This is a genomic window from Pseudomonas sp. Eqa60, assembly GCF_018326405.1.
GTDB lineage: Bacteria > Pseudomonadota > Gammaproteobacteria > Pseudomonadales > Pseudomonadaceae > Aquipseudomonas > Aquipseudomonas protegens.
This window is the reverse complement of the sequence record NZ_AP024342.1, coordinates 5613522-5628123: the sequence shown is the minus strand read 5'-3', so window position 1 is coordinate 5628123 and position 14602 is coordinate 5613522. Positions and strand designations below refer to the sequence as shown.

General features: G+C 61.1%; 15 protein-coding genes. All 15 read left to right on the top strand.

All coding sequences use genetic code 11. The features are described from left to right. Positions 1 to 3: 3 nt before the first annotated feature. Positions 4 to 525 (top strand): co-chaperone HscB, encoded by a 522-nt coding sequence (gene hscB / locus KI242_RS25355; protein ID WP_011063215.1) that lies wholly within the window; start codon positions 4 to 6, stop codon positions 523 to 525. A 51-nt stretch (positions 526 to 576) separates the two neighbouring features. Then, positions 577 to 2439, top strand: a complete 1863-nt coding sequence (hscA, locus tag KI242_RS25350; RefSeq protein ID WP_011063214.1) for a Fe-S protein assembly chaperone HscA — start codon at positions 577 to 579, stop codon at positions 2437 to 2439. A gap of 3 nt (positions 2440 to 2442) precedes the next feature. Further along, positions 2443 to 2784 carry an ISC system 2Fe-2S type ferredoxin gene (gene fdx, locus KI242_RS25345; RefSeq protein ID WP_011063213.1) on the top strand — a complete coding sequence of 114 codons (342 nt, stop codon included), beginning with the start codon at positions 2443 to 2445 and terminating at the stop codon, positions 2782 to 2784. 15 nt (positions 2785 to 2799) lie between these two features. Beyond that, on the top strand, positions 2800 to 3000 hold the full coding sequence (gene iscX, locus KI242_RS25340) for a Fe-S cluster assembly protein IscX (protein WP_011063212.1): 201 nt from the start codon (positions 2800 to 2802) through the stop codon (positions 2998 to 3000). A 94-nt stretch (positions 3001 to 3094) separates the two neighbouring features. After that, a complete protein-coding gene (gene ndk, locus KI242_RS25335; protein ID WP_011063211.1) occupies positions 3095 to 3520 on the top strand; it encodes a nucleoside-diphosphate kinase in 426 nt (141 codons plus the stop codon). 28 nt (positions 3521 to 3548) lie between these two features. Then, on the top strand, positions 3549 to 4697 hold the full coding sequence (gene rlmN, locus KI242_RS25330; protein WP_011063210.1) for a 23S rRNA (adenine(2503)-C(2))-methyltransferase RlmN: 1149 nt from the start codon (positions 3549 to 3551) through the stop codon (positions 4695 to 4697). A 12-nt stretch (positions 4698 to 4709) separates the two neighbouring features. After that, complete coding sequence (pilW, locus tag KI242_RS25325; protein ID WP_053153598.1) at positions 4710 to 5468, top strand: type IV pilus biogenesis/stability protein PilW; 759 nt, start codon at positions 4710 to 4712, stop codon at positions 5466 to 5468. Further along, on the top strand, positions 5468 to 6484 hold the full coding sequence (locus tag KI242_RS25320; RefSeq protein ID WP_015636879.1) for a RodZ domain-containing protein: 1017 nt from the start codon (positions 5468 to 5470) through the stop codon (positions 6482 to 6484). Before pilW ends, KI242_RS25320 begins: the two co-directional genes overlap by 1 nt. Before the next feature lie 3 nt (positions 6485 to 6487). Further along, positions 6488 to 7597, top strand: coding sequence for a flavodoxin-dependent (E)-4-hydroxy-3-methylbut-2-enyl-diphosphate synthase (gene ispG / locus KI242_RS25315; protein WP_011063207.1), 1110 nt, complete (start codon positions 6488 to 6490; stop codon positions 7595 to 7597). 23 nt (positions 7598 to 7620) lie between these two features. Beyond that, positions 7621 to 8910, top strand: coding sequence for a histidine--tRNA ligase (hisS, locus tag KI242_RS25310; RefSeq protein WP_015636878.1), 1290 nt, complete (start codon positions 7621 to 7623; stop codon positions 8908 to 8910). A 40-nt stretch (positions 8911 to 8950) separates the two neighbouring features. Then, the gene (locus tag KI242_RS25305) at positions 8951 to 9592 is read left to right on the top strand and encodes a tetratricopeptide repeat protein (protein WP_011063205.1); all 642 of its coding nucleotides are present in this window, start codon (positions 8951 to 8953) and stop codon (positions 9590 to 9592) included. Further along, complete coding sequence (bamB, locus tag KI242_RS25300; protein WP_011063204.1) at positions 9585 to 10736, top strand: outer membrane protein assembly factor BamB; 1152 nt, start codon at positions 9585 to 9587, stop codon at positions 10734 to 10736. Before KI242_RS25305 ends, bamB begins: the two co-directional genes overlap by 8 nt. Before the next feature lie 207 nt (positions 10737 to 10943). Then, positions 10944 to 12416, top strand: a complete 1473-nt coding sequence (gene der / locus KI242_RS25295) for a ribosome biogenesis GTPase Der (RefSeq protein WP_011063203.1) — start codon at positions 10944 to 10946, stop codon at positions 12414 to 12416. Positions 12417 to 12602: 186 nt separating this feature from the next. Next, positions 12603 to 13751 (top strand): pyridoxal phosphate-dependent aminotransferase, encoded by a 1149-nt coding sequence (locus tag KI242_RS25290; RefSeq protein WP_047337705.1) that lies wholly within the window; start codon positions 12603 to 12605, stop codon positions 13749 to 13751. Then, positions 13739 to 14530, top strand: a complete 792-nt coding sequence (locus KI242_RS25285; RefSeq protein ID WP_011063201.1) for an amidohydrolase — start codon at positions 13739 to 13741, stop codon at positions 14528 to 14530. Before KI242_RS25290 ends, KI242_RS25285 begins: the two co-directional genes overlap by 13 nt. Positions 14531 to 14602 lie beyond the last annotated feature (72 nt).

Sequence of the window (14602 nt, the reverse complement as noted above, 5' to 3'; positions counted from 1 at the left end):
GTCGTGGGTACTCCTTGTCATTTCGCTTTATTTGAGCTGCAACCGAGCTTCCGCCTGGATCTCGAGCAGTTGGCCGCGCGCTACCGCGAGTTGGCGCGTGGGGTTCATCCAGACCGTTTTGCCGATGCTTCCGAGCGCGAGCAGCGCCTGGCCCTGGAGCAGTCGGCAAGCCTCAACGAGGCTTACCAGACCCTCAAGAGCCCGCCCAAGCGCGCCCGTTACCTGCTGGCTTTGAATGGCGGCGAGTTGCCGTTGGAAGTCACGGTGCATGATCCGGAGTTTCTTCTGCAGCAGATGCAATGGCGCGAAGAGCTCGAGGATTTGCAGGACAGCGCCGACCTGGCCGGAGTGGCGGCATTCAAGCGTCGGCTCAAGACAGCCCAGGATGAACTGAATGAAAGCTTCGCAGCCTGTTGGGATGATGCGGCGCAACGCGAGCAGGCCGAGCGCCTGATGCGGCGCATGCAGTTCCTCGACAAGCTCACCTACGAAGTGCGCCAGTTAGAAGAGCGCCTCGACGATTAACCCAGTGCCGCTCCGGTCGCACGCCTGATATACAGATAAGTCCAGATAAGCATGGCCCTACTGCAGATCGCCGAACCCGGCCAAAGTCCTCAACCGCACCAGCGTCGCCTGGCTGTGGGGATCGACTTGGGCACTACCAATTCGCTGGTCGCTGCCTTGCGCAGTGGTCTTTCCGAGCCGCTGGCCGACGCGCAGGGGCAGGTGATTCTGCCGTCCGCGGTGCGTTATCACGCCGACCGCGTCGAGGTGGGCGAGTCGGCCCGCCTGGCTGCACCTACCGACCCTTTGAACACCGTGCTTTCGGTCAAGCGCCTGATGGGGCGTGGCCTGTCCGACGTCAAGCAGCTGGGTGAGCAACTGCCCTATCGCTTCGTCGAGGGCGAGTCGCACATGCCGTTCATCGAGACCATCCAGGGGCCGAAAAGCCCGGTGGAAGTATCGGCTGAAGTGCTCAAGGTGTTGCGTCAGCGTGCTGAGGCGGCCCTGGGTGGCGAGCTGGTAGGTGCGGTCATCACCGTTCCTGCCTATTTCGACGACGCCCAGCGTCAAGCCACCAAGGATGCGGCCAAGCTGGCCGGCCTGAATGTGCTGCGCCTGCTCAACGAGCCGACCGCGGCGGCTGTGGCTTATGGTCTGGATCAGCACGCCGAAGGCGTGGTGGCGATCTATGACTTGGGTGGCGGCACCTTCGATATTTCCATTCTGCGCCTGACCGGCGGCGTCTTCGAAGTCTTGGCTACCGGTGGCGATACTGCTCTGGGCGGCGATGACTTCGATCACGCCATTGCCGGCTGGATCATCGAGGGCGCGGGCCTGTCCGCCGACCTCGACCCGGGTACCCAGCGCAGTCTGTTGCAAGCCGCTTGTGCAGCCAAGGAAGCCTTGACCGGCGCCGCGTCCGTGGAAGTGGTGTATGGCGATTGGCGTGCCACCCTGACTCGCGACGCCTTCGACGCCCTGATCGAGCCGATGGTTGCCCGCAGCCTCAAGGCCTGTCGTCGTGCTGTACGCGATTCCAATGTCGAATTGGATGAAGTGCAGGCGGTGGTCATGGTGGGCGGTTCGACCCGTGTGCCGCGTGTGCGTGAGGCGGTGGCTGAAATGTTCGGTCGCCAGCCGTTGACCGAGATCGATCCGGATCAAGTGGTGGCCATTGGGGCCGCGATCCAGGCCGATACCTTGGCCGGCAACAAGCGCGAAGGCGGCGAATTGCTGCTGCTGGACGTGATTCCGCTGTCCCTGGGGTTGGAAACCATGGGCGGGCTGATGGAGAAGGTGATTCCGCGCAACACCACCATTCCGGTTGCCCGTGCCCAGGACTTCACCACCTACAAGGATGGCCAGACGGCCATGATGGTTCATGTGCTGCAAGGCGAGCGCGAGCTGATCAGCGACTGCCGCTCCCTGGCGCGTTTCGAATTGCGCGGCATCCCACCGATGGTGGCCGGTGCGGCGAAGATCCGCGTGACCTTCCAGGTCGACGCCGATGGCCTGCTCAGCGTTTCTGCGCGAGAGCTGGGTTCGGGCGTCGAAGCCAGCATCCAGGTCAAGCCATCCTACGGTCTGACCGACGGCGAGATCGCCAAGATGCTCAAGGATTCCTTCCAGTACGCCGGCGACGACAAGGTGGCCCGTGTACTGCGCGAGCAGCAGGTTGATGCTCAGCGCCTGATCGAGGCGGTGCAAGGTGCCTTGGACGCCGATGGCGAGCGTCTGCTGGACGCCGAAGAGCGCATGGTTATCGAGCTGCAGATGCAGGAATTGAGTGAATTGATGCGTGGCACCGATGGTTATGCCATCGAGCAGCAGACCAAGCGTCTGTCGCAAGTGACCGATGCCTTTGCTGCCCGACGCCTGGATTCGACGGTGAAAGCCGCGCTGGCGGGGCGCAACCTGAATGAAATCGAGGAATAACTGATGCCGCAGATCATTTTTCTGCCACACGCCGTGTTCTGTCCGGACGGCCTGGTTGTAGAGGTCGAGCCTGGCGTCTCGGTGCTCGAGGTGGCGCATGACAACCACATCGAGATCGAAAGTGCCTGTGGCGGCGTCTGTGCCTGCACCACCTGCCATTGCATCATTCGTGAAGGCTTCGACTCGCTGAACGAGGCTGACGAGCTGGAAGAAGACCTGCTGGACAAGGCCTGGGGCCTGGAAGCGCAGTCGCGCCTGTCCTGCCAGGCCATCGTCGGCGATGAAGACCTGACCGTCGAAATTCCAAAATACTCGCTCAACCATGCAGCCGAAGCGCCGCACTGATTTCAAGGAACTGGCATGAGCCTCAAGTGGGTTGATGTACTGGAAATCGCGATCCAACTGGCTGAGTCCAAGCCGGATGTGGATCCGCGTTATGTGAACTTTGTCGATCTGCACCAATGGGTTCTGGCACTGCCGGAGTTCAGCGACGATCCGGCTCGCGGAGGCGAGAAGGTTCTTGAAGCAATTCAGGCCGCCTGGATCGACGAAGCTGACTGAATCCGCGGGCTACGCAGTTAGGCAATCCCTATAAACCCGCGTATAATTCGCGGGTTTAATTTTTCGCTTTAATCACCGTTTCTGGAGTTACACCATGGCTGTTCAACGTACTTTCTCCATCATCAAGCCTGACGCTGTTGCAAAAAACGTTATCGGCAAGATCGTTTCCCGTTTTGAAGAAGCCGGCCTGCGCGTTGTAGCTTCGAAAATGAAGCAACTGTCCAAGGCTGAAGCTGAAGGCTTCTACGCTGAGCACAGCGAGCGTGGCTTCTTCGGCGAACTGGTTGCCTTCATGACTTCCGGCCCGGTTGTTGTTCAGGTTCTGGAAGGCGAAAACGCCATCGTTCGCAACCGTGAGCTGATGGGCGCCACCAACCCTAAAGAAGCTGCTGCCGGCACCATCCGTGCTGACTTCGCCGAGTCCATCGACGCCAACGCCGTTCACGGTTCGGACTCCGAAGCTGCCGCTGCTCGCGAAATCGCTTACTTCTTCGCAGCTACTGAAGTAACCGCTCGCTGAGTAAGGCTTGCGCGTGAGAGGTGAAACCATGACTGCATCGATCGGCAAAACTAACCTGTTGGGGCTTACTCAACCGGAAATGGAGAAATTCTTCGACTCAATCGGGGAGAAGCGTTTCCGTGCCGGTCAGGTAATGAAATGGATTCACCACTTTGGCGTCGATGATTTCGACGCCATGACGAATGTCGGCAAGGCCTTGCGCGAAAAGCTCAAGGCTGTTGCCGAGATTCGCGGTCCGGAAGTGGTCAGCGAGGACATCTCCAGCGACGGCACCCGTAAATGGGTGGTGCGCGTGGCGTCCGGCAGCTGCGTCGAGACCGTCTACATTCCCCAGGGCAAGCGCGGCACTCTGTGCGTTTCGTCCCAGGCGGGCTGTGCCCTGGATTGCAGTTTCTGCTCCACCGGCAAGCAAGGCTTCAATAGCAACCTCACCGCCGCCGAAGTCATCGGCCAGGTGTGGATTGCCAACAAATCCTTTGGCAGCGTCCCGGCGACCGTCGACCGTGCCATCACCAACGTGGTGATGATGGGCATGGGTGAGCCGCTGCTGAACTTCGACAACGTCATTGCTGCCATGCACCTGATGATGGACGACCTGGGCTACGGCATCTCCAAGCGCCGGGTGACCCTGTCGACCTCCGGCGTGGTGCCGATGATCGATGAGCTGGCCAAGCACATCGACGTCTCGCTGGCGTTGTCTCTGCACGCACCCAATGATGCGCTGCGCAACCAGCTGGTACCGATCAACAAGAAGTACCCGCTGAAGATGCTGCTCGAGTCCTGCCAGCGCTACATGTCGGCCCTGGGTGAGAAGCGTGTGCTGACCATCGAGTACACCCTCCTCAAAGACGTCAACGACAAGCTTGAGCACGCGGTGGAGATGATCGAGCTGCTCAAGGATGTACCGTGCAAGATCAACCTGATCCCGTTCAACCCGTTCCCGCATTCCGGGTACGAGCGTCCGAGCAACAATGCCATTCGTCGCTTCCAGGACCAGCTGCATCACGCCGGTTTCAACGTCACCGTGCGCACCACGCGTGGTGAAGACATCGATGCCGCCTGCGGTCAGTTGGTCGGGCAGGTGCTGGACCGCACCCGTCGTAGCGAACGCTATATCGCCGTGCGTGAGTTGAGCGCCGACGCCGATATGCCGCAAAGCGCCGCAACCCGTACCTGAGAGAGGATCTCCATGGCCCTGCGCTTTGCGCTGCTCCTGCTTGTTGCCAGCCTGTGTGCTGGCTGTGTTCTGTCGGGTGATTCCAACCCGATGAACACCAGCAAGGGGCGCGACGAGGCGCGCGAGGCGTATGTGCAGTTGGGCCTGGGCTACTTGCAGCAGGGCATGAGCGAGCGGGCCAAGGTGCCACTGAAGAAAGCCCTGGAACTGGCCCCCGCCGATGCCGACGCCAATGCTGCCCTTGCACTGGTGTTCCAGGCCGAGATGGAACCGGCCCTGGCCGACGAGCATTTTCGCCAGGCCCTGGCGGCGCGTCCGGAGAGTGCCCGGATCCTCAATAACTACGGCAGCTTTCTGTTCCAGGAAAAACGTTACAAAGAGGCTTATCAGCGCTTTGAGCAAGCCGCTGCTGATACTCTGTACCCCGAACGTTCCCGAGTGTTTGAAAACCTCGGCATGACCGCTTCAAGGCTCGGCCAGCGTGATCTGGCCCAGCTGCAGCTGGAAAAGGCCTTGCGTCTCAATCATCAACAGCCCCGTGCATTGCTGGAAATGGCTGAGTTGTCTTACGAAGACAGGCATTATGTGCCCGCGCGCGACTATTACGATCGTTTTAGCCTGCTCGGCGAGCAAAATGCACGTAGTCTATTGCTCGGCGTTCGGCTGGCAACGGTGTTCGAAGATCGCGACAAGGCCGCCAGTTACGGTCTGCAACTAAAACGACTTTATCCCGGTACGCCGGAATATCAGCAATACCTGTCGGAGCAATGATGAAAGCGGCCCATCCCGAAGTTCAAGCAGTGACTCGCGTAAACCCCGGTGAGACCCTGCGTCAGGCCCGCGAAAGCAATGGTTGGTCGCTGGCCGAAGTGGCCCACAAGCTCAACCTCACCGTGAGCTCCCTGAGCAACCTGGAAGCTGGCGCCTTCGACAAGCTGCCGGGGCACACTTTCGCCCGTGGCTATATTCGTGCCTACGCCAAATTGCTGGGCATGGATCAGGCGGTACTGGTCCAGGAGTTCGATCAATACACCGGTACCGACTCCCAGGGCAGCAGCGTCCATGCCCTGGGGCGCATCGAAGAGCCGGTGCGGGTTTCCCACACTATCTTGCGCATTGTCAGTTTGCTGCTGCTGGTGGCGGTGGTTGGTGGCGGTTTCATCTGGTGGCAGGATCAGTCCTCCCAGCGCGGCAAGGAGCCGGTCTCCCTGAGCCCCGAGCATGTCGAGGTCGAAGGCGCCGACGGCACTACCCAGATTCATCCTATCGACGAGCCCGAAGACCAAGCGGTTGCCGAGGGGCAGAGCGAGGCGCTGGACAACGCCGCTCAAAGCGAAGGCCAGGCAGCGAGCGAGACTCCTGCCGCCCCAGCCGTTTCGACCGCTCCGGCACCGGCTGCCACTGCGTCCGTCCCCGCAGCTCCCGTGCACAACGCGCCGGCTCCGGCGCCTGTCGCACCGGCTGCCGTGGCGCAAGCGCCTGTCACGCCGACCGCGCCTGCTGCTGCGGTTGCACCGGGCAGCGCTGCGGCAACTGCAGTTGCAGGCGCGGGCCAGGTACAGATCCAGTTCAGCGCCGACTGCTGGGCCCAGGTCATCGATGCCAACGGCAAGGTTCTGCTCAGCGCCCTCAAGCGCAAGGGTGAAAATGTCGATGTCAGCGGCAAGCCGCCTTTTGCCGTACGTCTGGGCTATGCCCGTGGCGCACAAATCACTTACAACGGTCAGGCGGTGGATATCGCCCCGTTCACCAGTGGCGAGACTGCTCGCCTGAAGTTAGGTCAATAAGTCATGCACGGCGAATCTCCAATCAAGCGTCGCGAATCCCGCAAGATCTGGGTCGGCTCGGTACCGGTCGGAGGCGATGCCCCGATTGCGGTGCAGAGCATGACCAACAGCGACACCAACGACGTGGCCGCAACCGTCGCCCAGATCAACCGCCTGGAAGCCGCCGGTGTCGATATCGTGCGGGTTTCGGTGCCGGACATGGACGCCGCCGAGGCGTTCGGCCGGATCAAGCAGCAGGTCAAGGTACCGCTGGTGGCCGACATCCACTTCGACTACAAGATCGCGCTGCGCGTGGCCGAACTGGGCGTCGATTGCCTGCGGATCAACCCGGGCAATATCGGTCGTGAAGACCGGGTACGCGCGGTGGTGGATGCTGCCCGTGATCGCGGGATCCCGATCCGTATCGGGGTCAACGCCGGTTCCCTGGAAAAAGACCTGCAGAAAAAATACGGCGAACCGACCCCGGCTGCATTGGTGGAGTCGGCGCTGCGTCACGTAGAGCACCTGGAACGCCTGAATTTCAAGGACTTCAAGGTCAGCGTGAAAGCCTCGGACGTGTTCATGGCCGTCGAGGCCTATCGCCTGCTGGCCAAGGAAATCATCCAGCCCCTGCACCTGGGGATCACCGAAGCCGGTGGTTTGCGTTCAGGCACAGTGAAATCCGCCGTCGGCCTCGGTATGCTGCTGGCCGAAGGAATTGGCGATACCATTCGCATTTCGCTGGCGGCCGACCCGGTCGAGGAAGTGAAGGTCGGCTACGACATTCTCAAGTCCCTGCACCTGCGTTCCCGTGGCATCAACTTCATCGCCTGCCCGAGCTGCTCGCGGCAGAACTTCGATGTGGTGAAAACCATGAACGAACTGGAAGGGCGGCTTGAAGACCTGTTGGTGCCGTTGGATGTTGCAGTGATCGGTTGCGTGGTCAACGGCCCGGGTGAAGCCAAAGAGGCGCACATCGGCCTGACCGGTGGTACACCGAACCTGATCTACATCGATGGCAAGCCGGCACAGAAACTGACCAATGACAATCTGGTGGACGAGCTTGAAAAGCTGATCCGGCAGAAGGCGGCCGAAAAGGTCGAGGCCGACGCAGCGCTGATCGCTCGCGGCTAACCGAACGTATTTAAGGATTTTTTGTGAGCAAGTCTCTGCAAGCCATTCGTGGCATGAATGACATCCTGCCCGAGCAGACGCCCCTGTGGCGTTATTTCGAGGGTACTGTGGCGCGCCTGCTGGATAACTACGGTTACAAGCAGATCCGCATGCCGATCGTCGAGTTCACCGAGCTGTTCAAGCGCTCCATCGGTGAAGTGACCGACATCGTCGAAAAAGAGATGTACACCTTCGAGGATCGCAACGGCGACTCCCTCACCCTGCGTCCGGAAGGCACCGCTGCCTGTGTCCGTGCAGTGCTGGAGCACGGCATTACCGGCGGTGGCCAGGTGCAGAAGCTGTGGTACATCGGCCCGATGTTCCGTCACGAGCGCCCGCAGAAAGGCCGTTATCGCCAGTTCCACCAGATCGGTTGCGAGGTATTCAACCTCGACGGGCCGGACATCGATGCTGAACTGATCGTGCTGACCTGGCGCCTGTGGGGCGAGCTGGGCATCCGTGATGCGGTCAAGCTCGAACTCAACAGCCTGGGTACCGCCGAAGCGCGCGCGCGCTATCGCGACGCGCTGGTGGAGTTCCTGTCGGCGCGCATGGACAAGCTGGACGAAGACAGCCAGCGCCGCCTGAAGACCAACCCGCTGCGGGTGCTGGATACCAAGAACCCGGACACTCAAGCCGTGCTGGTGGAGGCGCCCAAGCTGGCCGACTACCTGGACGAAGAGTCCCGCGTGCACTTCGAAGGCCTCAAGGCTCGCCTGGATGCTGCGGGTATCCCCTATGTGATCAACCCCAAGCTGGTGCGTGGGCTGGATTACTACAGCAAGACCGTTTTCGAATGGGTCACCGACAAGCTCGGTGCCCAGGGCACTGTCTGTGCCGGTGGCCGTTACGATGGCCTGGTGGAGCAGATGGGCGGCAAGCCTACCTCGGGCGTTGGCTTTGCCATGGGGATCGAGCGTCTGGTGCTGCTGCTGGAAACCCTGGAGCAGGTCCCGGAAGAAATCTCGCGCCAGGTCGACGTTTACCTCTGCGCCTTCGGTGAGGCCGCCGAACTGGCTGCGCTGGCGCTGAGCGAGCGTGTTCGCGATCAATTGCCGAACCTGCGTCTGCAGATCAATGCCGGTGCCGGCAGCTTCAAGAGCCAATTCAAGAAGGCCGACAAGAGCGGCGCGCTGTATGCGCTGATCCTCGGTGACGACGAACTGGCCCAGCAAGTGGTAGGTTTCAAACCCCTGCGTGGCCAGGGCGAACAACAAAGCATTGCCTGGGATGCACTCGCTGCGCACCTGGCCACCTGCGTCGTGCAGGGTTGAAGCTGTCAAACAGCCGATTTAGCGAATAAGGAGTATTGGGGTGTCGAGTACCGAAGATGAACAGCTGGCGGAATTGAAAGACTGGTGGCAGCGTAACGGCAAACCCCTGGTGACTGGCGGCCTGCTGGCCCTGGTTATCGTGTTCGGCTGGCAAGCCTGGCACAAGTATCAGAACAATCAGTCGCAAGGCGCTTCGGTGCTCTATCAGCAACTGCTGGAAACTACCCTGACGCCGGATGGCAAGCCGGATGCGGCTCGTGTTACGGACCTGGCGGGCAAGCTCAACAGCGAGTTCGGCGGTACTGCCTACGCGCAGTACGGCAACCTGTTCGTGGCCAAGGTGGCAGTAGACACCGGCAAGCTGGACGATGCAGCGGCACAGCTCAAGGCCGTGGCCGACAAGCCCGCCAACCCGACCCTGGGTGAAGTGGCGCGTCAGCGCCTGGCACAGGTACTGGCGGCGCAGAACAAGGCCGACGAGGCTCTGAAGCTGCTCGACGGCGATGCCGACAAGGCATTCCTGGCGACTCGTGAAGAACTCAAGGGCGATCTGCTGGTCCAGCTGGGCCGTGTGGACGAAGCCCATGCGGCATACCAAAAAGCCAAGGCGGCGCTCTCGGATGAAGCGGCAGTCGGTGGCCTACAAATCAAGCTGGACGACCTGGCCAAAGGGGATGCATGACGTGATCCGTTGGAAACATGCAGCATTGCTGGCTCTGGCCTTGTTGGCCGCGGGTTGCAGCAGCAACAGCAAGAAAGAACTGCCACCGGCGGAACTGGTCGACTTCAAAGAAGAAGTGGTCCTGCAGAAGCAGTGGAGCCGTTCGATCGGTGACGGTCAGGGCGAAACCTATAACATGCTGGTGCCAGCCATCGATGGTGACACCATCTATGCCGCTGACGTGACCGGCGTGGTGGTTTCCATGGATCGCATGAACGGCGACGTCAAATGGAAGAAAGATCTCGAACTGCCTGTTTCCGGCGCCGTGGGCGTGGGTTATGGGTTGGTCATGATCGGCACTCTGAAAGGCGAAGTGGTTGCCCTGGATGCCTCCAGCGGTGAAGAGAAATGGCGTGCCCGTGTGACCAGTGAAGTGCTGGCTCCGCCAGCTACCAACGGTGACGTGGTGGTGGTGCAGACTCAGGACGACCGCGTGATTGGCCTTGAAGCCAGCACCGGTCACCAGATCTGGCTCTACGACAGCACTCCAGCGGTGTTGACCCTGCGGGGCACCAGTGCGCCGTTGGCGACCAACCGTCTGGCCCTGGCCGGTCTATCCACCGGCAAGGTGGTCGCGCTGGATATTCGCAACGGCGTGCCGGTGTGGGAGCAGCGTGTAGCCATTCCACAAGGCCGTTCCGAACTGGATCGGGTCGTGGACATCGACGGTGGCCTGCTGCTGTCCGGTGGCACCCTGTACGTTGCCAGCTACCAGGGGCGTGTGGTTGCCCTGGACCTGGAGAGCGGCCGTCCGCTGTGGCAGCGTGATGCTTCCAGCTACGCCGGTGTGGCCCAAGGGTTCGGCAGCGTTTATGTCAGCCTGTCCTCGGGTACCGTGGAAGGCGTGGACGAGCGTTCGACTACCGCGCTGTGGAGCAACGACTCCCTGGCTCGCCGCCAACTGTCGGCACCGGAAGTCTTCTCCAGCTACGTAGCCGTGGGCGACCTGGAAGGTTACCTGCACCTGCTGAGCCAGGTTGACGGTCGCTTCGTCGGTCGTACGCGCATCGATAGCGACGGCCTGCGTGCTCGTCCGCTGGTGGTGGGCGACATGATTTATGTGTATGGCAACAGCGGCAAACTGGAAGCCCTGACCATCAAGTAATGGTTTGACTATGCTTGGGGTGATCCCCAAGCGAACTGCAGGAGCGAGCGTGCTCGCGATGGATGCCAGGTGACGCCAGCTTGCTGGACGAGCGCGGCGCCATGGAGTTAATCGCGAGCACGCTCGCTCCTACAGTGCTGCCCCGAGCACCAGCCGCTGCCTCGCAGCGGCTTTTGTATTTTCTGAATTAACGCAGTGGAGAGCCGCATGGTTCCCGTAATCGCCCTGGTGGGCCGACCTAACGTCGGCAAGTCCACCTTGTTCAACCGCCTGACTCGGACTCGCGACGCCATTGTCGGCGACCTGTCCGGTCTGACCCGTGATCGCCAATACGGTGAGGCCAAGTGGCAAGGGCGTACCTATATTCTGATCGACACCGGCGGTATCTCCGGTGACGAGCATGGCATGGATGAAAAGATGGCCGAGCAGTCGCTGCTGGCCATCGAAGAAGCTGATGTGGTGTTGTTCCTGGTGGACGCCAAGGCCGGGTTTACCGCGGCCGACCAGATGATCGGCGAGCACCTGCGCAAACGTAACAAGACTTCCTACGTGATCGCCAACAAGGTCGACAACATCGACCCGGACATGGCCCGCGCCGAGTTCGCGCCGCTGGGCATGGGCGATGCCATCCCGATCGCCGGTGCTCATGGCCGCGGTATCACCCAGATGCTGGAAATCGCCCTGAGCGAATTCCCCAAGGATGACGCTGACGAGCCGGAAGAAGGCGAGGAAGAGATCGTTGCCGAGGGTGAGGAAGCCAAGCGCATTCCGGGCCCGAGCGAGAAGGACGGGATCAAGATCGCCATCATCGGTCGTCCCAACGTCGGCAAGTCGACCCTGGTCAACCGCATGCTCGGTGAAGACCGGGTGATCGTCTATGACCAGCCCGGCACCACCCGCGACAGTATCTACATCCCGTTCGAGCGCAACGACGAGAAGTACACCCTGATCGACACCGCCGGTGTGCGCAAGCGCGGCAAGATCCACGAGGAAGTCGAAAAGTTCTCGGTGGTCAAGACGCTGCAGGCGATCAAGGACGCCAACGTGGTGATCTTCGTCATGGACGCCCGCGAAGGTGTGGTGGACCACGACCTGAACCTGCTGGGCTTTGCCCTGGAAGCCGGTCGGGCCCTGGTGATCGCCCTGAACAAGTGGGACGGCATGCAGCCGAGCGAGCGCGACTATGTGAAGACCGAGCTGCAACGCCGGCTGTTCTTCGTCGACTTCGCCGATATCCACTTCATCTCGGCGCTGCACGGTACCGGTGTGGGCAACCTCTACCAGTCGGTGCAGAACTCCTTCAAGTCGGCGGTAACCCGCTGGCCCACCAGCCGCCTGACGCAGATCCTCGAAGATGCCGTTGGCGAGCACGCGCCGCCCATGGTCAACAATCGCCGGATCAAACTGCGCTACGCCCACTTGGGTGGTGCCAACCCGCCGCTGATCGTGATCCACGGCAACCAGGTGGAGAAGGTGCCCAAGTCTTATGTGCGCTATCTGGAAAACACCTACCGCCGAGTCTTGAAGCTGGTAGGTACGCCGATCCGCATCGAGTTCAAGGGCGGCGAGAACCCGTACGAAGGCAACAAGAACACGCTGACCGACCGCCAGGTCAACAAGAAGCGTCGCTTGATGTCGCACCACAAGAAGGCCGACAAGAAGCGCCGCGACAAGCGCTGACCGGCTTAGGGGCCGGCTTGCCGGTGAAGCTCCGGACCTGCTTCAGAGCTTCGCTGGCAAGCCAGTTCCTACGGGATCTGTGTGGATAAGAGGGCGCCCCGGGCGCCCTTTTTCATGCCTGGCGTTTGGGCTATTCTCGGGGACCTCCGCGCCGCCGTAGTGCGGACTGCTCAGCAGGGAATCCTCATGATCATCAGTAAGTTGCCGAATGTCGGCACCACCATCTTCACGCAAATGTCCCAGCTCGCGGTGGAAACCGGAGCGCTCAACCTGTCCCAGGGCTTTCCTGATTTCGATGGCCCGCAAGCCCTGCGTGATGCGCTTGGCTGGCATGCCGCCAATGGCCATAACCAGTACGCACCCATGACCGGCCTACCGGCACTGCGCCAGCAGGTCGCCGCGAAAATCGCCCGCAGCTATGGCGTCCAGGTCGATGCGGACGCTGAGGTGACCATCACCCCCGGTGCGACCCAGGCAATCTTCTGTGCCATCCAGGCGGTGATCCAGCGCGGTGACGAAGTCATTGTGTTCGACCCCAGTTACGACAGCTATGAGCCGTCGGTGGAGCTGGCCGGTGGGCGTTGTGTGCATGTGCCGTTGGCCGGGCAGGGCTTTGCCCTCGATTGGCAGAAACTCGGTGAAGCCCTGAGTCCGCGCACGCGGATGATCATCCTCAATTCGCCGCACAACCCCAGTGGTGCCTTGATCAGCCGCGCCGAGCTGGACCAGTTGGCCGCCCTGATCCGTGATCGCGATATTTATCTGGTCAGTGACGAGGTCTACGAACACCTGGTGTTCGATGGCGTACCCCATGTCAGTGTGCTGGCCCATGAGGAGCTGTATCAGCGGGCCTTCGTGGTCAGCTCGTTCGGCAAGACCTACCACGTGACCGGCTGGAAGACCGGTTATGTGGTTGCACCACCGGCCCTGAGCGCCGAGCTGCGCAAGGTGCATCAATATGTCAGCTTCTGCGGGGTCACGCCTTTGCAGTACGCTCTGGCGGACTTCATGGCCGACCACCCGGAACATGTCGAAGAGTTGCCGGCCTTTTACCAGGCCAAGCGTGATCTGTTCTGCGATCTGCTGAGCGCCTCGCGTTTCAGCTTCAACCGGGTGTCGGGTACCTATTTTCAATTGGTGGACTATTCGCAGATTCGTCCAGACTTGAATGATGTCGACATGGCGATATGGATGACCCGCGAACACGGCGTGGCGGCCATTCCGGTGTCGGTGTTCTATCAGCAGCCGCCCCAGGGGCAGCGCCTGGTGCGTCTGTGTTTTGCCAAGCGCGAGGAGACGTTGCGCCAAGCAGCGGAGAAACTATGCGTGATCTGAGTGCATTACCCGATCTGAATCTGGCCCTGATCCAGACCACCCTGGCCTGGCACGACCGCCAGGCCAACTTCGAGCATTTCGAGCAGTTGCTGGAGCAGGCCCGTGGTGCAGATCTGATCATCCTGCCGGAAATGTTTACCACCGGATTCTCCATGGAATCCGCGACTCTCGCGGAAGCGGAGAATGGCCCTACCAGCAAATGGCTACGTGGCCAGGCGAAAAAGCTGAATGCGGTGATCACCGGCAGCGTGATAATCCAGGCAGCGGATGGCAGCCATCGCAATCGCTTGCTGTGGGCGCGCCCTGACGGTGAGGTCTGGCACTACGACAAGCGCCACCTGTTTCGCATGGCCGGCGAGCACAATCACTACACGCCGGGGGAACGGCAGGTACAGTTCGAGCTCAAGGGTTGGCGTATTCGCCCGCTGATCTGCTACGACCTGCGGTTCCCGGTGTGGAGCCGGGACGCCCAGGACACCGACCTGCTGCTCTACACCGCCAATTGGCCGGGTGCCCGCCGCCTGCACTGGAATCGCCTGCTGCCAGCCCGGGCCATTGAAAACCTCTGCTACGTTGCGGCGGTGAACCGGGTGGGCACCGACGGCAAGGGCTTTGCCTATACCGGAGACAGCCAGGTTCTGGACTATCAGGGCGAAACCCTGCTCAGCGCCGGAGAGGCCGATGGCGTCTTCCAGGTGTGCCTGAACGCGGGTGAACTGGCGGCTTACCGTGCGCGTTTTCCGGCGAACCTCGACGCCGATACCTTCATGTTCACTTAGGATCGCTTCGGCACTGCACACTTTTTTACAGGTTGTGAATATCAAGCTTCGAGGGTGAAGGCCGATAGCAGG

What these genes read in the sequence shown, in the direction of transcription:
- hscA (WP_011063214.1), top strand. Translation starts at nt 577, where the DNA reads ATGGCCCTACTGCAGATCGCCGAACCCGGCCAAAGTCCTCAACCGCAC.
- fdx (WP_011063213.1), top strand. Translation starts at nt 2,443, where the DNA reads ATGCCGCAGATCATTTTTCTGCCACACGCCGTGTTCTGTCCGGACGGC.
- iscX (WP_011063212.1), top strand. Translation starts at nt 2,800, where the DNA reads ATGAGCCTCAAGTGGGTTGATGTACTGGAAATCGCGATCCAACTGGCT.
- ndk (WP_011063211.1), top strand. Translation starts at nt 3,095, where the DNA reads ATGGCTGTTCAACGTACTTTCTCCATCATCAAGCCTGACGCTGTTGCA.
- rlmN (WP_011063210.1), top strand. Translation starts at nt 3,549, where the DNA reads ATGACTGCATCGATCGGCAAAACTAACCTGTTGGGGCTTACTCAACCG.
- pilW (WP_053153598.1), top strand. Translation starts at nt 4,710, where the DNA reads ATGGCCCTGCGCTTTGCGCTGCTCCTGCTTGTTGCCAGCCTGTGTGCT.
- KI242_RS25320 (WP_015636879.1), top strand. Translation starts at nt 5,468, where the DNA reads ATGAAAGCGGCCCATCCCGAAGTTCAAGCAGTGACTCGCGTAAACCCC.
- ispG (WP_011063207.1), top strand. Translation starts at nt 6,488, where the DNA reads ATGCACGGCGAATCTCCAATCAAGCGTCGCGAATCCCGCAAGATCTGG.
- bamB (WP_011063204.1), top strand. Translation starts at nt 9,585, where the DNA reads ATGCATGACGTGATCCGTTGGAAACATGCAGCATTGCTGGCTCTGGCC.
- der (WP_011063203.1), top strand. Translation starts at nt 10,944, where the DNA reads ATGGTTCCCGTAATCGCCCTGGTGGGCCGACCTAACGTCGGCAAGTCC.
- KI242_RS25290 (WP_047337705.1), top strand. Translation starts at nt 12,603, where the DNA reads ATGATCATCAGTAAGTTGCCGAATGTCGGCACCACCATCTTCACGCAA.
- KI242_RS25285 (WP_011063201.1), top strand. Translation starts at nt 13,739, where the DNA reads ATGCGTGATCTGAGTGCATTACCCGATCTGAATCTGGCCCTGATCCAG.